The following is a 23,920-nucleotide window of genomic DNA, read 5'->3' on the forward strand; positions in this document are numbered from 1 at the left end:
CATTTCCGCCGCATCCCGTATAATAACTCTTGTGCTGCGGCGGCAAGGAAGGGGGCTGTCAAGACAACCTGCTGAAAAAAAAATTATGTGGAGAATCATCGCGGCGGTGCTGCTCGCGGCCTGGCTGCCGTCCGGCTGCGCGGCGGCAGGCAAAAAACAGATTGAGCAGACCGCTGCGCCTGCGCGGACTGAGTTCTGCTGGCCTTTGGCTGATTTCAGATATTCCCGCTGTCAGCCAACCGGCGCGTGGCTGGCGCCAAGAGGCAGGAATTCCCATCATCTCGGCGTGGACATGTTCGCTCCGATTGGTCGGCCTGTGCGGGCAATTGCCGACGGCGTGGTGCATGACATTTCCACCAGCGGCTGGGGGCCGGGCAACGTCGCGGTCATGCTCCGGCACCGGCTGGCGGATGGCCGCTGGTTCATCGCCCTTTACGGGCATATCAGGAATGTGAACGGACTGCGCAAGGGCAGCCATGTGCAGGGCTGCCAAACTGTGGGTTTGGTCGGGCCGTACCGCGCCGGTTCGCATCTTCATCTGGGGATCATTGCTCCAGGCAAACTGCCGCATGCGCCTTATGGCACCAGCAAACGCGGAGATCACAACAACTTCATCGATCCTGTCCGTTTTCTGCAAACTGGCCTGCCGGAAGCCGGAGGATGCGTCAGTCAAGCTGAGGCCGCCGACCGGCCTGCCGCGTCAGAGCCTGCTGAGGAGACGAGGAAAGCCGTCAATGCGCCTGTGCTGACCAGCACGAAAAAAGTTCATAGCAAGAAGACTGCCGCTGCCAAAAAATCTTCCGCCAAGAAAAAGCCTGCGGCTAAGGTCAAACAGGTGAAGCGCAAAAGCAAGTCAGCGGCCCGCTCTGCGAAAAAACCTTCTTCCAAATCTTCCAAAAAAACGCCGACGCTCAAAGGCGGCTCAAAGCGTTCCGTATCTGGTCGCGCACGGAAGTGACAGGCTGAACAGCATCAATTCGGCAAATCCAAGGCTCAGCAAACGAAGCAAAAATCTCGGAAACCCGCCGCAGGTAAGAAAGCTGCTCAAAGGCGTTGACCTGCCCGCCCCGGCTGCTGATCCGCTCGGCGGACAGCTCCGGCGGCATGGTCAGGAGAATGACCAGATCGGGCTGCGGCGCGAAGCGGTTGCGCTGGAGGATTTGTTTGACATCCAGCCCGTTCGCGCCCTGATAGGCGGCGGTTGAATAGTAATAGCGGTCCGTCAGCACTGTCCGCCCGGCATTCAGCGCAGGCCGGATTACGTCCTTGACATGCAGCTTCCTGTCCTCGATGAACAGCTCCAGCTCCTCCTCCGGCGTGCAGGCTCCCCGATTGACGTACAGCTCGCGGATGCGGCGGCCATAGACGCTGTCGGTCGGCTCGCGGGTTGCAACCACATCCTCGCCCTGCGCCCGCAGCCAGTCGGCCAGCAGCTTGATTTGAGTTGACTTGCCTGTGCCGTCTATGCCCTCAAAGGCGATCAGGGTTCCTGTCCGTGATATTTTTCTTTTTCTCATCTCGCTCTGTTGCGGGCGATATCCATTGCCATCTGCCACGCCGCCCGCAGGCTGGCCGCGTCGGCGCAACCTTTGCCGGCAATGTCGTATGCTGTGCCGTGATCCACTGAAGTGCGGACGATGGGCAGGCCCAGCGTCACGTTCACCCCGTCTTGGAAGTGGAGCAGCTTGAAGGGGATCAGCCCCTGATCGTGATACATGCAAACCACTGCGTCAAACGCGCCGTTTGCCGCTTTATAGAAAACCGTGTCCGGCGGCCACGGCCCGCTCACCTCCGCCTCGCCCTCGTATCGCCGTACCGCAGGCTCGATGATTTCAATCTCTTCCCTGCCGAACATGCCCTGCTCGCCGCTGTGCGGATTGAAGCCGGCCACGGCGATGCGCGGCTTTTCCACGGCAAAATCGCGGCGCAGCGCGTCAGCGGTCATGCGGATGCAGCCGAGAATATTTTCAGCAGTCAGCCGCTGGCTGACCTCGGCCAGCGGCTCGTGGATGGTGACCAAGACCACCCGCAGCCGCGTCCCGGCCAGCATCATCCGGTAGCGGCTTGCTCCGGTCAAAGTAGCCAGCATCTCGGTGTGGCCGGGATGCCAGATGCCTGCCTCGTTCAGGGCTTTTTTTGAGATCGGACAGGTGATGACCGCCGAGAAATCCCCGGCCAGCGCGCCTGCGGCGGCCCGGCGGATGTATTCAGCCATTGCCGTCGCGCTTTCCTTGGTCGGCTGGCCCCAGCTCAGCTTGTCAGCATCAAGCTGCGACAATTCCAGCACCGGCACTGTGTCGGGCGTGACATCCTCTCCCGCGTTCCAAGCGACAGGCTGATTCCTGCTGCCCAGCAAAGCGGCGGCGCGGGTCAGCACGCCAAGGTCGCCGAGCACGACCGGAGCGGATGGAACTTCGGCTTCGCTCAGGCTGTCAAAAAAGCGGAGGATGATTTCCGGGCCGATCCCGACCGGGCAGCCCATTGTGATTGCGGCAGGTTTCATGATCACAGCAACAGGTGATAGACCGCAGGCAGCCAAGGCGCATCAGCATCTTGTGTTCCGCCAACAGCATATTCATGCGCACCGATATCCACCTGTCCGCCGCTGATGCGTGGCGTTCCGGCATGATCAAAAGGAAATGGCTCGGCAGTGTCACCGTCGCCGTCCTGATCAAAGCTGTCCGCAGGCAGCGCAGCATCCGCGCCGCTGTCAACGGCGGGCGAGGCTCCCTGAAGGCGGAAATCGTCATTGGCCCCGTTCACAAACAACGGATCAGCTTTCGCATCTGCTCCGGCATTGACCCGGCTGTTGTCCGCTGACCCCATGTCGCCCCAAAGCAGGTTGTCGCTGACGACCGCCCCGGAGACTCCGGCTGGAATGTCGTAAATTTGATATCTGCCATTCTGCCAGGCGATGTTGTTGCGGATGCTCAGACCGGTGATGCTGGGATTCGCGACATGCACCGCGCCAAACCAGTTGACGCTCACACCGTTGCGGGCAAAGGTGTTGTTGACCACCAGAATGTCCTCCAGCGGCTCAATCCCGGTATAGCCGGTGTCGTCAGGGAAATAGAGACCTGCCCGGTAGTTGTCATGCACTATGTTGTTAAAGACGCGGATATTGCGCAGCAGCCCGCCGCGCTCTGAGCCGATGTAGAGGGCGTGGGTGTTGATGTGATGAATATGGTTGCTGTGCACATCAATGTTTTCGGTGAGCTGATCCCAAGCGTCAATGTAAATGCCGGGCCGGTTGATGCGCAAATCCCAGACCTCGTTGTGATGCACCGAGCCGTTCTTTGATCCCTGCTTGATATCAATACCCTCGCCGCCGCTGGCACCCGAAGAGCCGTTGTGAACCCTGTTTTTGCACACCTCAAAGCGGTTTACTCCGGCTACAGTGATCATTTCATTCGGGCCGCCCAAATTGGTGTCCTCCACGTCATTGCCGTCAATCAGGATGTCAGCAGATGGCAAACCGGGCTGGCTGCTTTTAGTGAAGACTTGGATGCCGGACGAATCGGTGTGCAACACATGATTTTTTTCAATGATGATATGGCGGGAATTTTCCACATAGATACCGATACCTTCTGCGTTGTCATCCACGTTTTTTACAGTGAGGCCAGAGATGCGGATATACTCTTTGTTGCGGATATTGATCAGCCCGCCTACCGGCAGCACGGCATTGCCGCCGTCGAGCACTGGCGCATGGCCGGGATAGGCGGTAAAAGTGATCCAGCCGGAGACAGAATTGCCGGAGTTGGCCGGTGCCAAGTATTTTACGGACGAGTGATTGTTGAGGGCGTAAGTGCCGTTTTTGATATAGACCGTGTCGCCTGCGGTCAACGTTGCCGCCGCCTTCTGCACGGTAGCCCACGGCGCGGCTTCATCCCCGGAATTCGCATCATTTCCGGCTGCCACGTCAACATAATAAACTGTCGCCCCAGCAAGTTGCGTGCTGCCAAGCAGCGCGGCGCAGCCGAAGAAAAATGAAAAAAGTATATTGCTCATAGCAGTCTCTCTGTTCATATTCAATAAAAACAATTTTTTGTCATTTCGATGACATCGATCCATACGGGAGATCTTGCCTTTACTGTCGCTATTATAGAATATAATTCGCCTGTTTTACAACTTGTTTCAAGCTAAAAGAATTATCTACGCAGCAATAAAAAATTAATTTGATAAATTCAAAAGCCAGTTAACGCAAACAGGGACTCAGCCTGCGCCGAGTCCCTGCCGTGTTGTCACTGCTGCGGGAGGCCGCCCTTACACGGTCAGATCCTCGCGCACCCGCTTGCGCGGCCCGCCGTGCCCGGCAGTTGACCAGTCGCGGACAGGCGCGGCGGCGGTCAGCTCCTGCTGGCGCTCCAGCCTGCCCATGCGGTCATAAATCATCTGCCAGACGCAGTCGGTCTCAGTGTTGATCTCGCAGCGGCCGTTGGCCGAGCCGCCGCAGGGGCCGTTCATCAGGCTCTTGGCGCAGCGGGCCACCGGGCAGAGGCCGCCGGTGAAATGCAGCACGCAGTGGCCGCAGCCCGCGCACATCTCTTTCCATACGCCCTGCTCGGCGGAGCCGCCGAAGAAGGTGGTGTTGAGCGCCGGGTAGACATGCTCGGCGGGGCGCAGGTTGGCGATGAAGTTCACGCCCACGCCGCAGGCGGTGGAGAGGATCGCGTCGTACTGGCCGGCGTATTGGTCCAAGCCGTCGATGTACTCCTTGTCGCACTGGCGCACGAGCGAGGCTGTGGCCACTTCCGCCTCCCTGCCCTCCTTGCGCAGGCCGAGGCGCACCAAGGAGGCGAGGATCTCGGCTTCGCGCTCGCCGCCTGCCGAGCAGACAGTGACGCAGCCCTTGCAGGCCAGCACGAGTATCTTCCTGCTGTCCCGCAGCATCTTCAGTATTTCCGCCAGCGGCTTCCGTTCAGCTACTATCATGGGTGTTCTCCTCAAACAGGTCTTGGTGTCAGGCCGCCTTGCGGCAGAAGGGGCTTTTCCCCAGCCTGCTGGTCAGCGCGTTCATCTCCTCGGCGGCGGCGATGAATTCCGGGTGCAGTCCGCGCTCCAGATGATACATGCGCGCCCGGTCCTCCTCAACGCCCATCTCGGCCAGCGCCTTGCGCACTGCGGCGACCCGCTTGGCCGCGCGCTGGCTGCCTTTGACGTTGTGGCAGCCCTCAGCCGGGCAGCCGACCACGTAGACCGCGTCCGCGCCGTCCTCAAAGGCCTTGAGCAGGTCTGTCTCCTCCAGCTTGCCCGTGCAGGCCAGCCGGGTCAGAGTGATGTTGGCCGGGAAGTTCAGCTCGCCCAGCACCTTGCCGCCCTCGGCGCAGCTCTGCGCTGCGGCGTAATGGCAGGTGAAAAGCCGGATGTCCGGTGTGAAGCTCATGGCAGCCTCCTTAGTTCGCGCCGCAAGCAGCCAAGAGCCGCTCGTCTTCGGACTGGTTGAGAGTGATGGCCTGGGCCGGGCACTCGCCCGCGCAGATGCCGCAGGCGCGGCAGGCCGCAGGGTCGATGTGCGCTGCGCCGCCCGCGTCGATCTTGGGCACGCCCCACGGGCAGACGCGGACGCAGGTCAGGCAGGAGACGCAGAGGTCGCGCTCGACCTTGGCGGCCTTGCCCTTCGCCACGAGCTGGTCAGAAGTGACATGGCCTTTCTTCAGGGCCAGACCGCGCAGCACGGTCATGATGTCGGCGAATCCGACATTCTGAGGGCACACGGGCACGCAGCTCCGGCAGCCGGAGCAGTGCCAGATCAGCTCGGAGGAGAGCAGCCGCTCCTCCATGCCCATGCGGATCATGTGGATGATCTTGCGGGGATCATAGGCGGGAATTGCCATGCTCACCGGGCACGCGCCGGAGCACGCGCCGCAGGCGAAGCAGGAGTTGAGATGCCCGCCGCCGGGTTCAGCGGCCACTTCGGCGCTGAAGCGGGGATTCATTGCAAACACTTTCTGAGACATGCGGCAGCCTCGCTGGACAGTTGCGTTGCCGGAGCAACAATATAGGGAAATACGAATGAGCGGATTCAGTGTGCGACCAGCAATAACTAACGCATTTTGGCGGGTTTGTCAATGAAAGGCTGCGGCAGGCGGCGTTCTCCGCTACTCATAGCGGGCAGCCCAGATGTTCCGGTTCGTGCCGTCATCCTGCTCCCAAACCGCGATGGCCTTGCCGTCCGCGTCAATCATCACATGCGGATTCTGCGCGTCGCCGATATTGTTTTTCTCTATCAGCTGAATATCCTGCCAGCCTGCGCCGGGCGCATGGCGGGCAGCCCAGATGTTCCAGCGGATGCCGTCGTGCTGCTGCCAGACTGCGGCTGCGCCGCCTGCCGCGTTCATGGCAATCTGAGGCTGCTTCGCATCGCCTGCGTCGTTTGTCTCCAAAAGCTGCGGCGCGCTCCAGCCTGCGTCAAGCGTGTATGACGCTGTCCAGATATTCACGCGGGAGCCGTCAGACTGCTGCCAGACAGCAAGCGCGTTGCCCTCCTCATCCATAGCGACATCAGGATTTGCTGCGCCGTTGACAGCATCCGTTTCAAGGAGCTGGGCCGTGCCCCAGCCGGTTCCGGCGGCATAGCGGTTGACCCAGATGTCGCCTCCGACCAGCGGAAGAGCAGTCCGCTGCCAGACGGCAATGACATTGCCAGCCTTGTCTGCGGCAAGCTGGTGGCCAGCGGAATTGGAAAGCTGAACTGGATCAGCGGTCTCAATCAGCTGGCTTTTTCCCCAGCCTGCGCCTAGTTCATACCGCTTGGCGGCAAGATAAAAGGTGTTAACCAGCCGCTGCTCCCAGACAACCAGCAGATTGCCGGACGCATCAGCGGAGGAAAGAGCGGTTCTCTGCTGTGAGTTCGCTTCAATCTGGACTGGCGCACTCCAGCCTGCGCCGGGTTCATAGAGGCTTGTCCACAGCACGCTGAACCTCATGCCCTCGGTCCAGAAGGCGGCGGCATTGCCTGCCTCGTCCATGACCACGCTCTGCGGCTCGGCAAAATTAGAGCTGCCGCTGATCTGAACAGTCTCGCCGCAGCTGTCTGCCGCCGCACATATTTTGGCATAGACCGCCGCATCGTCATTTGCGTCGTATTCGCTCCAAGCGACAGCAAGGCTGCCTGCCGGACTCATCGAAACCACGCTGTTGCCGCCGCCCAGCAGACCTGCCGCCTTCCAGCCAACGCCTGCCGTATATTGTCTGCACCATGTGCCGCTGCCGCTTTTGCGCCACAAGGCCAAAGCGTTCCCTTGAGCATCGGCAACGATGTCAGGGGAATACGCATAATCAGCCTCGTTTTCAACAAGCTGCGGCGTGCGCCAGCGCGGCCCGGAAGGCGGCGGCGCGGAATTTTTAGTCAAAACAGAAGGCATGACCAGCTTCAGCACATTGGCGGCGGCATCGCATGGCAGGAGCGGCAGGAACAGCGCAATCAGCGCCGCAGGTTTCGCAAAAAAAGAACAGGGTGTCATCATGCGCCTTGAAAGCTGTTTTTTATTCTGAAATCCTGGCCGCAGCCGATCATACCTTGCCCTTGCCCTGCCGGAGGATGGAAATCAGCAGGCCGAAGCCCATGCAGCCCGCCAGCAGGAAGCCCGCCACGCCGATGATCGGAATATCGTGCCATTTCGGCTTGATGCCTGACAGCACGACCAGCGAGGAGCCGATGATCAGGGCGGCCAAGACGATGGCGTAGGCGATCCGGTTGGAAACCCGGTACAGCGCCTTTTCCAAAGGCCGCAGGCCGTGATGCTCCAGCTCCAGCCGCACCTTGCCTTGGCGGAGCATGGCCAGCACGCTGCGGGTCTCGGCAGGCAGGTCGCGGAACAGATGCAGATACTGCGCTCCGGTGTCCGCCGCCTCTGCGGCCAGCCGCCGGGGCGAGACCCGCTCCATCTTGATTTTGCGGATGAAGGGCTTGGCCAGCGAGAGCATCTCAATCTGCGGATCGAGCATCAGGCCCACGCCCTCTGCTGTGCCCAAGGATTTGAGCATCAGATAGAGGCCCGGCTTGAGGAACATTTGATGGCGGCTGAAAAGCCGCAGCAGCTCCCAGTGAATCCTGCCAATCTCCAAATCGCCGATGGACAGGTGCAGGTAGCGGCTCATGAAGTCGCTGATGTCCAAGGACAGCGCGTCACGGTCAAACTCGCCCTGCTGAACGGTCATCTGGAGCAGGCTGGCAGTGACCCGGCTCTCGTCGCCGGAAACAATGCTGGCCACCAGCTCAATGAAGGTCTCCCGGTCTTTGAAAAGCAGCCTGCCCATCTGGCCGAAGTCAATGAAGCAGACCACGTTGCCGGGCAGAAAGAAAATGTTGCCGGGATGCGGGTCGGCATGAAAAAAGCCGTGGGTGAAAATCTGCTCCATCACCAGCCGGGCGCCGCGCTCGGCCAGCAGAGTCAGGTCGTGGCCTGCGGCCCGCAGCCCCTCGATGTCTGAAGCCTTGATGCCGTCAATCCGCTCCATGACCAGAATGCGCTGGGTGGAGAGGGCCGGGAAGGCTTCCGGCACATAAAGTTCCCGGCAGCCTGCGAACTGGCGGGCGAAATGCTGAATGTTGGCCAGCTCGATGGTGAAGTCGATCTCCCGCGACAGGCTGCGGGAGAACTCGCGGACTATGGCCGTGGGCCGGTGGCCCTGCACCTCCTCCAGATGGTCCTCCATCAGCTGGGCGATGCGGGCCAGTATCTCCAAGTCAATGGAGATGATGCGTTCCAGCCGGGGCCGCTGCACCTTGACCACCACCTTGCGCCGCCGTTGGCCGCCCTCCGCGTCCCGCAGCTCCAGCCGGGCATGGTGCACCTGGCTGATCGAGGCCGCCGCCACCGGCTCCCGGCTGAACACAGCAAAGATCTCATCCGGCTCTTTGCCCAGCTCCTCTAAAAAAATCTGCCGCACCTCCTCGTAGGGGAAGGGCGGCACCTCGTCCTGGAGCTTGGCCAGCTCTTTCAGGTAATCTGGCGGCACAAGGTCAGGCCGCACCGAAAGCAGCTGGCCAAGTTTGATGAAAGTCGGCCCCAGCTCCTCCAAGGCCATGCGCAGGCGTTCAGGCCGGGAATGCCGGAGCAGCTGCTCCTGCTCCTTGTCCCTCTGCTTGTTCCGGCTGAAGAGCTGAAGGCCGTAATGATCCAGATGCAGGTGTTCAGCCAGATCGCTGAAGCCGTAGCGGAACAGCACCCGCAGAATCTGCTGATAGCGGTTCAGGTGCCGGAAGGTCCGGTTGAACACGCCGAACTGCCTGATGCTGACCATCGGCCTCTACGCGGCGGCTCCGCTGTCCTGCTGGCAGCCGCAGCCCTGCTCCTTGCGCAACGCGGCTTCCAGCTCCTCGACCTTGCGGCGCAGCTCCGCCACCTCGTCGGCGCTGGCAAGATGGCACTGCTTGACCTTCTCCTCCACCTTGCGTCCGATCCACTGCTCCAGATTGCCCTTGGCGACATCGGATTTCTTCAGCAAATCATCGACAAAGGCTTTGCCCTCCTCGACTGACAGACAGCCCTTGTCCATCAGCTCCTTGCGCATCTCCTCAAGTTTCTCGCGGGTCAAAAACGCCGCGCCGATGCCTGCGTACATCATGTTCTTCAACATGTCTTTCATGCTCCGTCCTCCTGAATTTGAAATTGCGCGGCAGCTGTCACGCCGCCGCGCCTGCAAAAAAATACCCGATTTCCCGCTGTCCGCACAAGGGAATAAGGGCATCAGACCGCCGTCTCGGCAAAATACTCCCGCACCGCCTCGATGCCCCCTGGCTCTTGGCTGCCTTGCTTGCGCTTATAGCGTCTCGGCAAAATACTCCCGCACCGCCTCGATGCCCTGCCCGGCGACCTCCGGCGGCGGCGAGACCAGCGGGTTGTTGTCTAACAGCAGTTCGGCCAGATTGGCGAGCTGAGTGATTTCCGGCGGCAGCTCGCTGAGATGGTTGCTGTGCAGGTTCAGCTCGGTCAGCTCCGGCAGGAGCAGGAGCACGGGCGAGAACGAGTTGAGATTGTTGCCGAAGAGGCAGAGCGATTCCAGCCCCCGCAGCCGGGCGATTTCCGGCGGCAGCTCGCTGAGATGGTTGCTGTGCAGATTCAGCTCGGTCAGCCCGGTGAGCTGGAAAATTTCCGGCGGCAGCTCGGTCAGCTCGTTTCTGCCAAGACAGAGAGCGGTCAGGTTCGTCAACCGGGTGATTTCCGGCGGCAGACGGCATAGCTGGTTGCCGCCAAGGTAAAGGCGAATCAGGCTGCCCAGCTGGCCGATTGTCGCTGGCAGCTCGGTCAATCTGTTGTCGAGAATGGAGAAATCGGTCAGCTTGTCCAACATGCCGATTTCTGGCGGCAGGCTGGCCAAGCGGTTGCCGTCAAGATTCAGCTCGCGCAGCTCGGTCAGCTGAAAAAACTCCGCAGGCAGCGCGCTCAGGCGGTTGCCGTTGAGCGACAGCTCTTGCAGGCGGGTCAGTTGGCCGATCTCCGGCGGCAGCTCGGCAAGCTGATTGTCGTTGAGATTCAGGGCGGCCAGTTTGGTCAGACGGCCAATTTCCGGCGGCAGTTCCGTCAGCCGGTTGTTGAGCAGGTACAGCTCAGTCAGGCAGCTCAGTCCGCTGATTTCCTTGGGAAGATAGCGCAGGCCGCAGCCGCCGAGGTTGAGGGATTTCAGTTTGGTCAGCCGCCCGATGTCCGGCGGCAGCTCAGTCAGGCAGTTGCCGCGCAGGTTCAGCTCGGTCAAACTGCTCAGTCCGAAGAGTTCGGACGGCAGTTCTTTGAGCTGGGTGCCGATGAGATTGAAACGGACCGCCTTGCTGTCTGCGGCTCTTTGGATTGCCTGAAGCAGCTCTTCGTGGGTCATCTTCGTTCTCCTTTAGGGCAAATTAGTTGTTGTTTCATCATCTCTCCGCCCGATATCCCGATGAAAAGCCTCCAGCGCATCGCCGTGCGCCGCCTCGGCTATGAAACGCCGCAGATGCTCGGTCACAGCCACGGAACGGTGCCTGCCGCCGGTGCAGCCCACCGCGCAGCTGAAGTCCTCGCGGCCCGCCTGCCTGTGACTTTCGAGCAGGAAAGCGAGAAACGGCTCCAGGCGGGCGAGAAATTCGCGCCCAGCCTGGCTTTTCAGCACGTATGCCGCCACAGGCGCTTCCAGCCCGCTGTGTTCCTTCAGCTCCGGCACCCAGTAGGGGTTGGGCAGGAAGCGGACATCCAGCACTGTGTCCGCCTCTGGGCGGCCATATTTGAAGCCGAAGGAAAAAAGCCTGATTTTCATCGCATCCTCCTCATGCGGACGCGCAGAGGATTCTGATCTCCTCCGCCTTTTCGCGGATGCCGCGCCGCAGCACCTCGCTGTTGTAGGCCGAGATCGCATCCCGGCGTTTCAGCATCCCCAGCACCCATTTGTCCTGCATGTTCTCGACCACCGGAATTTCCTCAATGCCTTTGATGTCAAAAAGCTGGATCGCGTCAAAGAGATTATGGTCTGGAGTCAGAGCGATGACATCGCGGCTGCAAATCGAGCCGACTAAATGACAGCAGCGCTGCTCGTCGTCATGAATGATGTTTTTCACATCCTGCATCGAGACCACACCGACCATGTGTCCGGCATGATTGACCACCGGGAAATAAAACGAGTCGGTGGCCAAGGCGAAGAGGTTGAGCAGGTGGTTGATGTTCGCGGTCTCGCTGATGAAATCAACATCTTCGGTGATTGCCTTGCCGACCTTGATGGATTTAAGGACGGCGACTTCGCGGCCATGATGGATGTCTATGCCTTCGCGGGTGAAATCCACCGTGTCAATGGAATCGCCATACAGTTTCTCTGAAACCACTGTGCCGAGAATGGCGGTGAGCATCACCGGGATGATGATCAGGTAATTGCCTGTCATCTCAAAGAGGAGGAAGATGGCGGTCATCGGCGCATGGGTGGCGGCGGCGAGAAAGGCGCCGATGCCCACGGTGGCGTAGGCCCCGGCAGTCGCGGTCTGCTCCGGCAGCAGGGCATGGGCCACGCTGCCGAAGGCTCCGCCAATCACCGCGCCGATGAAGAGCGATGGCGCGAAAACCCCGCCCGACCCGCCGGAGCCGAGGGTCACGGCAGTGGCGGCGGACTTGAGCAGGATCAGGGCGGCCATCACGCCCAGCTCGCCCTTGCCTGCCAGCACTTCCTCAATGTATTCATAGCCGTCGCCCATCACCTGCGGAAAGAGGATGCCGACGCAGCCGACCATGAAGGCGCCGAGGATCGGTTTGAGCTGGCCATGCAGCGGCAGGGCGGCGAAGCGGTCGCGGATGAAATAGAAAGAGCGGATGTGCAGCACGGCCAAGATGCCGATCAAAACGGCCATCAGGCTGTAGAGCGGCAGTTCCACCAGCGGATTGACCATGTGATAATCCGGGATGGGAAAGGCCGCCACCTCGCCGTACCAAGCCCGTGAGACCACCGTAGCCATAGCCGAGGCGATCACCAGCGCGGAGAAGGAGGAGATCTCATAGGTGCCTAAGAGGATGATCTCCGCCGCAAAGAAGACCCCGGCCAGCGGCGCGTTGAAGACTCCGGCCACGCCGCCTGCGCAGCCTGCGGCCACATAAACCTTCATCCGCACGCCGGAGACCCGCAGCCGCTGGCCGAACTGCGAGCCGAGCGCGCCGCCGATCTGGGCGATCGGCCCTTCCACGCCAGCGGAATTGCCGCTGCCGATGGTTAACGCTGTGGCCGCGATCTTGATGAAGATGTTCCGGGCCTTGATCACCCCGTTTTCCAGATTGATCTTGCGGAGGAATTTGGTGAAGCCGTAGCCGTTGACCTTGCCGGGAAAAAGCAGCGAAAGCGGAATCAGCAAGACCATGCCGCTCATCGGCAGGAGCGGCAGGAGCAGGCTGCGCCAGCCGCCCTCGCCGACGCGCAGCAGCTCGTAGCCCTGAACAAAAAGCCGTTCATGCACCAGCTCCAGCGTCTCGCGGAAGAGGATGCTGAAGGCTCCGGCGAGCAGGCCGATCAGGGCGGCTGTGAGCAGCACGGCGGTCTTCTCGCCGGGTAGAAACACTTTCAGTTTGGCAGGCATGGCAATTCCGTCAGAATCAAAAAATGCGGCAGGTCAGCGGAGCGGCAAGGCAAAAATAGCCGACAATTTTATCGGTATTATCGAGCAACACTTCTTTGCGGTTCGGAAAAACATCTTTGTTGTCTAACCGGATTTCTTTTCTGATCAAGAGCGCTCCTTTCCGGTCAATTAACGCTTCTTCGTTGTTTAACAAAACTCCTTTGCTGTTAATCAGCACTTCTTCTTTGCCGAACCAAACTCCTTCCTTGCTAAACAACGCTTCTTTGCTGCCGAACAGCACTCCTTGCCGGTTTAACAACACTCCTTTCTTCCCGAACAAAATTCGATGCTGCTTTGACCGGGATGAAAATTTTCCCGCCGCTACATTTTCCCGGCCAAACCACCCTTCTTCGCTTGGTGATCCGCTGGAATCATCTCGGCCAGCAGGGTTTCCGGGGCGATGTCCTGCTCGTTTGGCCAAGTCACGGCTCCGAACAGAATGCCGACCTGATTGAAATACTGCACATTCCGCAGCTCTTGAAACACACCGCGATGCAGATAGGGCTTCAGGTCGAAGATGCCTTTTTGGCTGTTTTCCAGCTCAACATAAATGCGATACTCTTCAAGAGGCTGAACAAATTTCACATCCCAGTGCATGACAAATCTACAGCTTCCCGGCCAAGCTGCCCTTTAGCCCAGCCCATGTTTCGCTTTTCAAGCGCAGGATGCGCCTTGTTGCGCCGCCGTCTCAATTCGTGCCAGTTCATCCCGCATGTTGGCTTCAGCGTGCCACAGGTCATACGCCTGCTGCATCCGCAGCCACAAGCCAGGGCCGTTGCCGACAAAGTTGCCGATTCTGAGAGCCAGCTCCGCTGTTACCGGACGGGCGCAATGCAGCACCCGTTGCAGCTGCTGCCGGGAAATGCCGAGCCGCCGGGCGGTCTCACTGACAGAAATGCCAAGGGAAGGCAGCACATCCTCCCGGAGGATTTCGCCGGGATGCGTCGGCGGACGCAGCGCAGATTGCCTGACAAGCTGTTCAGTCATGATTTCAAGTCAATGGGGTGTCGAGTAGGGGCGGAAAATTTTCCGCCCCTACAGCTTCTCGGCCATGCTTTTTCCCGGATGGAATCCAAGGTGGTTTCTCTGTCCTGCCAGAGACCGGCGAAGGCGAAGAAATCCGGCGGCTCATGCTGAGATTCCGCCGCAGCTTCAGCGTGGCTGGCCTTTACCGAGTCAACAAAATCAAGAGCCGCCAGCAGCTCAAGCAGCATTTTCGCCTTTTCTTTGTCCCTGACTTGGATGACGATTTGCTCCATATCAATCTCCAGTTTGCGAGAGTAGGGGCAGTTCGCGAACTGCCCCTACAGCTTCCCGGCCAAGCTGCCCTTGGTGATGTCCCAGCCCATGTGCGCTGAAAGCGAACGCACAGCCTCGTCTATTTTGTCCGGGGGAATACCGGCTTCTTCTGCGGCTTCTTGGATATGCTCTGGGGGGATAGGTTGGCGTGGGTCATGCCACATGTCGAAGTTACTTCCTGGGTATTGCTGGAATACAAATTCGCCAAAACGGGAATGCTGTTTTCCTACCAAAAAAGCACCTGTATTACTAATGGTATAAAACTCTTTAATTAGTTGACTAGTTTTTTCATCAGGCCAATATGTTGATAATAATTTTAATGCTGGACAGCAAAATGTTTCGTTTTCAGCTCTCTGTATACGTTCTATGAGTATTTGGCGAGTACGCGCATCTTGCCAATGTGCTGCCAATGCTTCAAGTCCTCCATCACGAAAAGAACAGCTATCAGAGAAACAAAAATATTCAACCCATTGTCGCTGTTGAAAAATAATTGCCAAGAAAATAGGCCATAGATATTCGATAAAAGAATTTTTTGGCCGTTGCTTGTCAAAATGAAATACGGTCTTGCCAGGCCATTTATTACCAACAGCCTTCGCTGCGTCAAGTAGCTGTTCAACAATTTCTCGTTGTCTTGAATGGCAAGATTCATTAATAGGTTCCACTAAAAAACAATTAATTACACTTAATAACAAATCAGATCCTATCTTTTCTTCAATCAGATTTAGGTTTCCAGCTTCACTCAAACACCAAACCGCCAGAAGCAACTCCGGCAACTCTGTTTCCCCGTCCCACTTCTCCAAATCCACACGCTCAGTCAAATGCTCAATAATCTTCCCGGCAAATGACTCATCAACCTGCCCGCAGATCAGGCGCAGCACCTCCTGCCAGTCGTCTTCCCGGCAATGCTGGTCATAGAGCGCAAGCAGGCCGTCAATGTCTAAGCTGCGTTTTTTCTCAAACTGATCAACAAACTCAGCCGCGCAGAAATATTCCAGAAAGGTGCGGTGAACAAAGCCGTAGCTGTCGCTGCCGAGAAAGCAGAGAATGAAATTGCGCTGGCGCAGTTGTTCAACCAAGGCGTTGGCAGCTTTACGGGCTTGCGGAAAGCGCAGCTCGGTCAGCAGATATTCCTCAATCAGCTTGATGAGCCTCTCGCCCTGAATCAGGTTGGCGGCATTGCTTCCGGCGGTCTGCATTTCAAGAGCCACTTTGCGGAGTATCGCCGCCTTGGCCCGCAGATCAATCTCCGCGCTCAGACTGGGAAAATCAGACAGAAGTTTCGCTTCGGTGTCCCACTGCTGCAAGAGCAGCTCCGCCGCCTTTTCGTAGAGCCGCGCCCGGTTGCGGGGCAGCTCCTCCTTGCGGTTGATGATCGCCATCAAGGTGAGCAGGAGCGGATTGCCCGCCAGCAGCTTGATGGGCCGCGAATCGGCGATTGCCTTGGCCAGCCGCTGCCGCTTGCGCTCCGCCTCCTCGTGGTCGCTGAAAGTGATCTGGTGCCAGAGCTTGAGGAATGCCTCGATCTGGCCCTCGTCAAAATCTTGCAGCATGAAGTCGCGGAACCCGGCATCGCGCAGCCGCTCCGGTTTGTAGCCCACCACCCGCGAGGTGAGGATAATCCGGGCATCGGGGTAATCGTTGCTGAAGCGGAAGATGTCGTTGACCGCCAGCTCGCGCTGCTGCGGATCAAAGATTTCGTCGAGGCCGTCCAAGAGAAGCAGGACGCGGCCCGGCCTGTGCAGCAGGGCATCAAGCGCGTTCTGGTTAAAGCGGTGCCAGTTCCGCGCATGATGCAGATAGGCGATGAAGCTCTTGCCGCTGAGGCATTCCCACTGGTTATAGTCGCGCAGCTCAATCAGCAGCGGCAGCGGCGCGGTCGCCCGGCGGGTCGCGTCCTCATCCCGCGCCCATTCCAAAGCCAAGCAGCGGAGCAGGGTTGATTTGCCGGAACCAGGATCGCCGAGAATCACCAGCCGTTGCAGCTGCTGATCAGCGCAGACCTCCAAAACCGGACGCGGCTGCTGCTCGAAATAAGGCCGCAGCTGCTCCTGCCGCTCTTCGTCGCCTTTGGGCAATTCAAGATGGCGCGGCTGGAACTTCTCGCATTCCCGCGCCGACTGCGGCACAAAGACGCTCCAGAGGCGGACAGCGTTGTAGGACGCGCCGTCGGTGTCCAAGCAATCAAGATTCAGCCTGCCGAACTTTTTCAGCAATGCCTTGGCATACACATCAAGATCAAAATCCGGCTGCGGGCCGATGCTGCTTGCAAGGGCTTCGTCCGCCTTGACCGCCGCATTTTGCGCGAAGATTGCCTTCAGCTCCGGGATGCTGTTGCGGATTTCCCCTGCCTTGTGGCTGAAGCGTTTGCTGATCCTCTGCCATGAAAAATCTTGCGGCAATTGCGGCGCATCCAGCACGTGCTGCCACGCTTGAGCAAGAACGGCTGAATCAAGCTGTTCTCCTTGCAGCAACGCGGCGATAGAATCCGTCACTTCCGGCTGCTTGAGAAATGCCGACACCGCCCGCTGCATCTGAATCAGCTCTTCACGTTCGGTGTCTTCATCCAAACCCAGCTCGTATTCAAGCAGATCAAGCAGTTCTTTGATGATTTTCTTCATCGCCTTGGCCAGAGCATCCCGATGCAGCAATGATAACGAGCCGAAACCAGCCTTGATGATTATTTCCTTCACCAACTCTTGCGCAAGGTCTTGACCAAAAGCCGTCCAAGTGACAATACCCAACGTTGTCAGCACTCCAGAAACCATGATCGCTTGCTATTCCTTCACCGCAATGCACTTCTCCGGGCAGAACGCCGCCGCCTGCCAGACCGCGTCGGTGATTGCAGGTGCAACCATCACCAGCTCCGCCTTTTCCATCATGCTGTCCATGCGAAAGACTTCTGGACACATTTCCACGCAGGTGCCGCAGCCGCTGCACCGGTAGCTGTCGATTTCTATCGCCGCCATCGCGTCCGCTCCTCAGCAGCCGGTTTTGCAGCCGCAGATGCCGTCCAGACAGTCCTTGGTGAAGGTGACATCCGGGGCGATCGGATATTTGCCGTCAAAGCAGGCGAGGCAGAAATCCTCCTTCTTCAGGCCGGTGGCCTCGACCAAGCCGTCCAAACTGAGATAGGTCAGCGAGTCCAGCTCCATATGGTCGCGGATGGCGGCGATGGAGATTTTTGCCGCAATCAGCTCTTTCGACGAAGGAAAATCAATGCCGTAATAGCAGGCGTGCATGGTCGGCGGGCAGGAGACCAGCAGATGCACCTCTTTGGCTCCGGCGTTGCGCAGAGCGTGGACCCGGCTTCTGCCCGTGGTGCCGCGAATGATCGAATCCTCGATTATGATCACGCGCTTGCCCTCAATCAGCGGACGCACCGGATTCAATTTAACCCGGACGGAAAAATCCCGCATGGCCTGCGAAGGCTGAATGAAGGTCCGGCCCACGTAATGGTTGCGGATCATGCCCATTTCCAGCGGAATGCCCGATGCCTGCGAATAGCCAATGGCTGCGTAGTTGCCGGAGTCCGGGAAGGGCATGACGAAATCCGCGTCAATTTTCGCCTCGCGGGCGAGAATTTCTCCCATCCGCTTGCGGGTGGTGTAGACGTTGCAGCCGAAGATGTCGCTGTCTGGGCGGGCGAAATACACCTGCTCGAAGATGCAGAAACTCCGCTGCTTGGCTGGCCACGGAAAGACGGACTCTACGCCGTGCTGGTTGATGATCAGCACCTCGCCCGGCTGCACGTCGCGGACGTATTGGGCATTGATCAGATCAAGAGCGCAGGTCTCGGAGGCCACCACGTGTGCCCCGTTCTCCAGACGGCCCAGACAGAGCGGGCGGAAGCCGTTCGGGTCACGCACCGCAATCAGGGTGTCCGGGGTCATGAGCAGGAGCGAGTACGCGCCCTGAATGCAGGCGAACGAGGCTTGAATCGCCGGAACCAGACCGAGGTGCATGTTGCGGGCCATCAGCTGGATGACGATCTCGCTGTCCATTGTGGTCTGGAAAATCGAGCCTTGCTGCTCCAGCTGATTGCGCAAGGCCATTGAGTTGACCAAATTGCCGTTGTGGGCCACGGCCAATTGCAGCCCCTGATGCGTGACAGCAAAAGGCTGGCTGTTGATGATTGAGGACTCGCCGGTGGTGGAATAGCGCACGTGCCCAGCGGCCAAGTGCCCGGAGAGCTTTTGCAGGCTGGCCTCAGTGAAGACCTCCGGCACCAAGCCCATCGCCTTGTGGACGGCCATGCGCTGGCCGTTGCCTGCGGCGATGCCCGCGCTTTCTTGGCCCCGGTGCTGAAGGGCGTAGAGACCGAAATACGTCAGCTTGGCCGCGTCGTCGTGGCCGTAAATGCCGCAGATGCCGCACTCATGGGCGGGCTTGCTCCGTTCAAGATGTTCCATGGTCGATCTCGTTCTGGTGATTGGGTTGCGCCGCCGGAGGCGCAGGGAAGCTTTTCTGTCCCCAACTATACAGCGGCCTGCCGGAATACGCTGCCGTTTTTCACCAGAACGGCACCGGCAGCAGCTCAACTTTGGCCCCGCAGGCCGCGCTCTCCTCAATGCGCACCCGCTCAGCCGGGAGCTTGAGCCTGCTGACAAGATGCTGCCGCACCACCTCGGCCCGGACGCGGGCCAGCTCCGGCAGAACATGGTCCGGCAGCGCGTCCTGCCGGGCCGCCAGCGGCTGCAAATCCTGCCGCGCCCGGATATCCGGCAGCATGTCCTTGATGATCGGCAGGCCCGCTCTGTTCAAAGTTTCCTGCCGCTGCGCCTCCTGAGCCAGCAGCCGCTCCATCTCCTCTCTCCGGCGGCGGTTTTCCGCCTCCAGCTCCTGCCCGCCCGCCTTCCGCAGCTGGTCAAGCAGCGCGTTCGCGTCCGCCTTCTGATCATAGCAGCCCTTGACCGCCCAGCCGAGATGCGGACGCAGGGCGGAGAGGGCGCGGAGACCGTCCAAACCTTCCATGAAATCCGGCACCTTGTCGCCGGGAATGAAGTCTGTCTTTTTCGCTTGGGCCAGATTGGGTGCGAGCCGCTCCAGCAGCTCCCACGGCGTGGCCACGCTTTGCAGACGGAGCCGCTGAAGCTGCTCGACGGCGGCCTTGCTCACCGCCGCCTCGTCCGCCGCAGCTGGCAGCTCTTGGAGCGGCAGACTGAACGCGCCGTCCGTGTCTGTGAGCAAGGCCAGAACAAGGGCGCAGTCTGATTCCGGCAGCGGCCTGAAGCCGGAGAAATTCAGCCGGTCTTCCTCTGCTGACACGGTGCGGCTGATTTTGCCATGGCTGCCGTCCAAGGAGAGCTGCCGGGCCAGCTCTTTGCCCGCGCTGACCAAAGGCAGCTGTTCGGCCATGAGCTTGTCAACCGCCGCCTCCTGGCTGCCGACATTGCCGCTGACCGCAAAATTGCCGCCGTTCAGTGTTCCGGCCAGCGAAAAGACCGCCGCTGAGCCTGCCTTGACCGGGGCGAAGCTGCCTTCAAGGCCGCTGAACCGGCTGCCGCCGCGTTCAAAGCTGCCGCCGCTCAGGCTGCATTGGCCGAAAGACACCGGCGGCAGCCCTTGAAGCAGGGCGAAGAGGCCCGCAGGCAGACTGTCCGCCGCCGCCAGCCGCAGCGACGGCTCATCCAGCGCGATTTTCTCCGCCGCAGCGGCAAAAGGCGACAAGGCGACCGCTGTGTTGCTGGCTGCGGCCCGCCGCCAGCGCAGGCTGTCGCCCCGGCTGGTTTCGGCGGCCAGGCTGTCAATTTGGAAATCGCCGGTGAAACGGCTTTCCGGCAGGGCGAACTGGCCTTGAAAGCTCAGGCGGCCCTGCGTCAGGCCGGGGGCCAGCCCGTCCCGGAACAGTCCGGCAAAGGCTTTGCTGAACAGCCGGAGGTCAAGCTGCTCCGCCGTGACCGCCGCCGCGCCGCTGCCGTCGCGGCGCAGGCTGCCTTCAGCCTTGAAGCGGCCTTGCCCGACTGCCGCCTCTACGAGGAGGTTTTGTCCCGGCTGCGCCTCGCGCAGGCCGCTCAGGCGCATGTTCAGCCCGGACAGCGGCAGCAAGGGCCGGTTTGCCCCGCTGCCGAGCGGCAGGCGGGCGGAAGAGCCGCTGATCTCCACCGTGTTCGCGGTGAAACGCAGCCCGTCGGCGTGAACGAAGAGGGCAGGGGCCGTTTCCGCGAAATCCGCCTCAGCCAGCGTGACGCTGCCGCAGCTCATGCGGCGGGACGCGCCGTCTAACGAGCAGTCTGAGCCGTCTAATGAGGCACCGGAAAGCAGGGTCTCTCCGCCGTGATCAAGGGCGAAATCCCGCAGTGCCACTGCACCGCCGGACAGATGCAGCTCCAGACCGCTGTCCGCCGAGGTCAGGCTGCCGCTGCCGCTTATCTCCGCACGGCCTTTACGCAGCCGCAATCCGTCACCGAGATAAGGATTCAGCAAAGCTGCCCCGACATTTTTCAGGGCCAGCGTGCCGGAGAGGCTGAGGCCCGCCGAGTTTTTGGCGGCCTCGCCGCTGAGTTCAAATTTGCCGCCGCCCGCCGCCGCCTCCACGCTGACTGGGCCGGGCAGGCCGTTCAAACGCAGGCTCAGACCGGACAACGCCAGCTCCCCGCCGCCGCCCAGCCGCAGCGGCGCGGCTGATTTGCTGATTTCCACGCTCTCGGCGGAGAAACGCAGGCCGTTCTGCGGGCGGAGGAAAAAGCCGGGATCGGCGAAACTGGCCTGATCCAGCGCGAGGCTGCCGCAGCTCATGCGGCGGCTGTCAAGGACGCAGGCTGCGCCGTTCAGGCTTTTGCCGGAGAGCAGCACCGCGCCGCCGCGCTGGAGGACGAAGTCCTGCACTGCCGCTGTGCCGTCGGCCAGATTCAGCGCAGCGCCGCCTGCGCCTGCGGTCAGGCGGCCTGTGCCGCTGAGGGCCGCTGTGCCTTGGCTGAAGCGGATATCGCCGCTTTCAGAAAGATACATGTCAAGCAGGGAGGCCGTCACCTCGCGCAGGGCCAGGCTGCCGGAGACGGTCAGGCCCGCGTCGCTCTTGGCCGCCGTGCCGCTGATTTCCAGCCTGCCGGAGCCGCCTGCCGCCGCCTCCAGCTTGAAATTGTTCTGCCCGCTGAGGCTGAGGCTGAGGCCGGAGAGCGGCAGCTGCGTCGCGCCGAGCAGCAGCCGGGCGGCGGAATTTTTCAGCTCCAGCGCGCTGGCCGTAAAGCGCAGCCTGCCTGCCGGTTGCAGGAAAAAGCCGGAATCGGCGAAATCCGCCTGATCAAGCATGATCTTGCCGCAGGCCATGCCGCTGCCGTTCAGGGCGCAGTCCGCGCCGCTCAAGGTTTTGCCGGAGAGCAGAGCCGCCTTGCCCTGCTGGAGGCTGAAATCCCGCACCGCAACCGTCCCGCCGGAGAGCTGCATCCGGCCTTGCTCCAGCCGGAATGCGCCGGAAACATCCGCCGCGCCTTGGCTGAAGCGGATGCTCCCGTCTTTGGAGAGATATTCCTCCAGCAGGCCGGGAGCAAGGTTTTTCAGGGCGAGGTCGCCAGCCAGCAGGACTGCGCCATTTTTATCTTTTTCCGCCGCGCCGGTGAGTTCGACGCTGCCTTTCCTGCCTGCCGCTGCGGTCAGCTTGAGGCGCCTGTCCTCCTGCACAGTCAGGTTGAGGCCGGAAAGCGGCAGATCAATCCCGCCCAAAGCCAGCCGGGCGGAGGAATTGCGCAGCTCCAGCGTTTTGGCGGCAAAGCGCAGGGCTGCGCTCTTCGTGCCGCCAGAGGGCAGGAGCAGTTTGCTGTCGGCAAAGTCCGTCTGATCAAGGACAACCTTGCCGCAGGCCACGCCGCCGCTGTCTAAAGAGCAGTCTGCGCCGCTGAAATTTTTGCCGATCAGCAGAGGCGCGGTTTTTTTACCGCCGCGTTGGAGGGCGAAGTCCCGCACCGTCACAGTGTTGGCGGAGAAGGCCGCCGCTGTTCCGCCGTTCTGCTGGTCCAGCTTGAAGCTGCCGGAAATGTCCGCCGCGCCTTTGGTGAATCTCAGGCCGCTGTCAGCGGCGGCGAGATACGGCAGCAGCATGTCAGCCTGCATGTTCTGCAAACTGAGGCTGCCGGAAAGATTGAAGGCCGGATCTGCGCTGCCTTTGAAATCGAAGGCCGACGTGCCGCTGACCGCTGCCAGCGAGAACAGGGATTCGCCCGGCTCTTCCGCCAGCGCGGCAGCCTTGACGTTCTGAAAGCCGCTCAGTTCCAGCTGCGCCTCAGCCCATTCTTTTGCGCCGCTCCGCACCCGGCCTTTGTTCAGCGTCAGCCTGCCCACGTTCAGGCCGATGCCTTCAGGATTGAGCAAGGCGGCGGCCTTGGCCGCCAGCTGCCCGCCGCCTGCCAGCAGCTCCTCCTGACTGGCGGGCAGCTCCAGCAGCGGCTCCTCCAGCAGCAGCTCCTCAACAGCCCAGAGCTTCTGGAGAGGATGAACCCGGACAATGAGATGCGCCACCGGGGCGGCCAGGCGGGCGCACTGCTCCGGCTGCTCCTCGCAGTCCGCCGACTGCGCCAGCAGTTTGGAGAAGGTGACGGAGCCGGTGACTGCCGGACCTTTGTCCGCATCCTGAAGAACTATCTCCAAAACCGCGTCGGCCCGCTGCGCGCTCAGTCGCAGTTTTTCCGCCAGCCCCGGCAGCAGGCCGAGATACTGCTGCGGGTCGAGATTGTCGAGCTTGATGGCGAGCTTGGTCTCCGCGCTGCCGCCTTCCTCCTGCCGCTGGCCGGTGATCTGGAGCGGGCTGGAGTTGACCGCCGCGCTCAGGGTCGGCTCAATATCTTGGCCGGGCGCGGGCAGGGTGAGTTCAATATGCTCGACTAAATGCTTTTTGCCGCTCGGCTGATCAAAAAAATGCACCGTGCTGCGGCTGAGGCGCAGCCCTTGGATGCGCAGCCAGTCCGGCAGAGCGTTCAGGTTCAGGCCGCTGCGGGCGGCGAGAAAATTGAAGCTGCCGTCAGCGCGGCGGCGCAGGCTGGCCCGCAGCCGGTCAATGCGGAGGTCTTCCAGCACAATCTGCCGCCGCAGCAGGGCCGCAGGCTGGATGCGGGCGGCGAGGCTGGCGATCCGGGCCAGCTCCTCTTCCTCCGGGCTGGCCGCCGCCGGACCGACAGTGATCTCGCCAAGGCGGAGTTCAAGGCGCAGCGGATCAAAGCTGGCTTCAGCAATCGTCACCGGCCTGCCGAGGCGGCGGCCCAGCTCCTCGGCCAGCGGCCCTTTGACATAACGCGGCAGCAGGTGCAGCCCGGCTGCGGCGCAGAGCAGCAGCAGCGCCGGCGCGGTGGCAAGCAGGACAAGACAGAGACGGCCCCAGCGTCTGCCGCCGGAGCGCAGCGGCTTTTTCCGGGCGGCTTTTTCCGGCGGCTTGGCCGGAGCCGCCTTTGGCGGAGGAGCAGAACGGGGGCTGCGCGGACGGGGCGGCAGCCCGCCGGAATGAATTGGTATCTCGCCGAAATCAGGCGGGGCGGTCGGCGGGCTGAGATGCTGTTTGTCGCTCATGGCGGCTGGCTGACGTGAAGGCGGTGCGGAACGGGCCGCTTGGGGATTGGACAAGCGAAATTGTAC

The 23,920-nt window shown here is 60.8% G+C and carries 21 protein-coding genes; 1 reads left to right on the forward strand and 20 read right to left on the reverse strand.

Annotated elements, in window-relative coordinates; genetic code table 11:
- Positions 1-85: 85 nt before the first annotated feature.
- Complete coding sequence (locus ACNKH3_RS03170; protein ID WP_417916153.1) at positions 86-958, forward strand: M23 family metallopeptidase; 873 nt, start codon at positions 86-88, stop codon at positions 956-958.
- On the opposite strand, the gene tmk is transcribed toward ACNKH3_RS03170, so the two are convergent.
- From tmk to ACNKH3_RS03270, 20 genes are all read right to left on the reverse strand, one after another.
- A complete protein-coding gene (gene tmk, locus ACNKH3_RS03175; RefSeq protein WP_417916154.1) occupies positions 912-1,517 on the reverse strand; it encodes a dTMP kinase in 606 nt (201 codons plus the stop codon). The genes ACNKH3_RS03170 and tmk overlap by 47 nt on opposite strands.
- Positions 1,514-2,503, reverse strand: a complete 990-nt coding sequence (gene pdxA, locus ACNKH3_RS03180; RefSeq protein ID WP_420208218.1) for a 4-hydroxythreonine-4-phosphate dehydrogenase PdxA — start codon at positions 2,501-2,503, stop codon at positions 1,514-1,516. Before pdxA ends, tmk begins: the two co-directional genes overlap by 4 nt.
- 2 nt (positions 2,504-2,505) lie before the next feature.
- Positions 2,506-4,008: a right-handed parallel beta-helix repeat-containing protein gene (locus ACNKH3_RS03185; protein ID WP_420208219.1), complete on the reverse strand. Its 1,503-nt coding sequence runs from the start codon at positions 4,006-4,008 to the stop codon at positions 2,506-2,508.
- A gap of 255 nt (positions 4,009-4,263) precedes the next feature.
- Complete coding sequence (locus ACNKH3_RS03190; protein WP_420208220.1) at positions 4,264-4,932, reverse strand: methylenetetrahydrofolate reductase C-terminal domain-containing protein; 669 nt, start codon at positions 4,930-4,932, stop codon at positions 4,264-4,266.
- A gap of 28 nt (positions 4,933-4,960) precedes the next feature.
- On the reverse strand, positions 4,961-5,383 hold the full coding sequence (locus ACNKH3_RS03195; protein ID WP_420208221.1) for a hydrogenase iron-sulfur subunit: 423 nt from the start codon (positions 5,381-5,383) through the stop codon (positions 4,961-4,963).
- Between the two features lie 10 nt (positions 5,384-5,393).
- Complete coding sequence (locus ACNKH3_RS03200) at positions 5,394-5,957, reverse strand: 4Fe-4S dicluster domain-containing protein (RefSeq protein ID WP_420208222.1); 564 nt, start codon at positions 5,955-5,957, stop codon at positions 5,394-5,396.
- Between the two features lie 141 nt (positions 5,958-6,098).
- A complete protein-coding gene (locus ACNKH3_RS03205; protein ID WP_420208223.1) occupies positions 6,099-7,466 on the reverse strand; it encodes a hypothetical protein in 1,368 nt (455 codons plus the stop codon).
- Positions 7,467-7,512: 46 nt separating this feature from the next.
- A complete protein-coding gene (locus tag ACNKH3_RS03210) occupies positions 7,513-9,246 on the reverse strand; it encodes an ABC1 kinase family protein (protein ID WP_420208224.1) in 1,734 nt (577 codons plus the stop codon).
- Positions 9,247-9,252: 6 nt separating this feature from the next.
- On the reverse strand, positions 9,253-9,591 hold the full coding sequence (locus ACNKH3_RS03215) for a phasin family protein (RefSeq protein WP_420208225.1): 339 nt from the start codon (positions 9,589-9,591) through the stop codon (positions 9,253-9,255).
- A 174-nt stretch (positions 9,592-9,765) separates the two neighbouring features.
- Complete coding sequence (locus tag ACNKH3_RS03220; protein ID WP_420208226.1) at positions 9,766-10,818, reverse strand: leucine-rich repeat domain-containing protein; 1,053 nt, start codon at positions 10,816-10,818, stop codon at positions 9,766-9,768.
- A 12-nt stretch (positions 10,819-10,830) separates the two neighbouring features.
- Positions 10,831-11,232: a RapZ C-terminal domain-containing protein gene (locus tag ACNKH3_RS03225; protein WP_420208227.1), complete on the reverse strand. Its 402-nt coding sequence runs from the start codon at positions 11,230-11,232 to the stop codon at positions 10,831-10,833.
- 10 nt (positions 11,233-11,242) lie between these two features.
- Entirely contained in the window at positions 11,243-13,024 is a 1,782-nt protein-coding gene (locus tag ACNKH3_RS03230) for a chloride channel protein (RefSeq protein ID WP_420208228.1), read from the reverse strand.
- A 16-nt stretch (positions 13,025-13,040) separates the two neighbouring features.
- Positions 13,041-13,484, reverse strand: a complete 444-nt coding sequence (locus ACNKH3_RS03235) for a hypothetical protein (RefSeq protein WP_420208229.1) — start codon at positions 13,482-13,484, stop codon at positions 13,041-13,043.
- A complete protein-coding gene (locus ACNKH3_RS03240; protein WP_420208230.1) occupies positions 13,385-13,660 on the reverse strand; it encodes a DUF2442 domain-containing protein in 276 nt (91 codons plus the stop codon). The genes ACNKH3_RS03235 and ACNKH3_RS03240 overlap by 100 nt, the downstream gene beginning before the upstream one ends.
- A gap of 57 nt (positions 13,661-13,717) precedes the next feature.
- A complete protein-coding gene (locus tag ACNKH3_RS03245) occupies positions 13,718-14,050 on the reverse strand; it encodes a HigA family addiction module antitoxin (protein ID WP_420208231.1) in 333 nt (110 codons plus the stop codon).
- Entirely contained in the window at positions 14,047-14,322 is a 276-nt protein-coding gene (locus ACNKH3_RS03250) for a hypothetical protein (protein ID WP_420208232.1), read from the reverse strand. The genes ACNKH3_RS03245 and ACNKH3_RS03250 overlap by 4 nt, the downstream gene beginning before the upstream one ends.
- A 45-nt stretch (positions 14,323-14,367) precedes the next feature.
- Positions 14,368-17,127, reverse strand: coding sequence for an NACHT domain-containing protein (locus ACNKH3_RS03255; RefSeq protein ID WP_420208233.1), 2,760 nt, complete (start codon positions 17,125-17,127; stop codon positions 14,368-14,370).
- A 9-nt stretch (positions 17,128-17,136) separates the two neighbouring features.
- Positions 17,137-17,328, reverse strand: a complete 192-nt coding sequence (locus ACNKH3_RS03260; RefSeq protein ID WP_420208234.1) for a ferredoxin — start codon at positions 17,326-17,328, stop codon at positions 17,137-17,139.
- 12 nt (positions 17,329-17,340) lie between these two features.
- Positions 17,341-18,771: an amidophosphoribosyltransferase gene (gene purF / locus ACNKH3_RS03265; RefSeq protein WP_420208235.1), complete on the reverse strand. Its 1,431-nt coding sequence runs from the start codon at positions 18,769-18,771 to the stop codon at positions 17,341-17,343.
- Between the two features lie 100 nt (positions 18,772-18,871).
- Positions 18,872-23,854: an AsmA family protein gene (locus ACNKH3_RS03270; protein ID WP_420208236.1), complete on the reverse strand. Its 4,983-nt coding sequence runs from the start codon at positions 23,852-23,854 to the stop codon at positions 18,872-18,874.
- Between the last annotated feature and the right edge of the window lie 66 nt (positions 23,855-23,920).

The sequence above is a fragment of the Candidatus Electronema sp. JC genome, assembly GCF_048287365.2.
Taxonomy (GTDB): domain Bacteria; phylum Desulfobacterota; class Desulfobulbia; order Desulfobulbales; family Desulfobulbaceae; genus Electronema.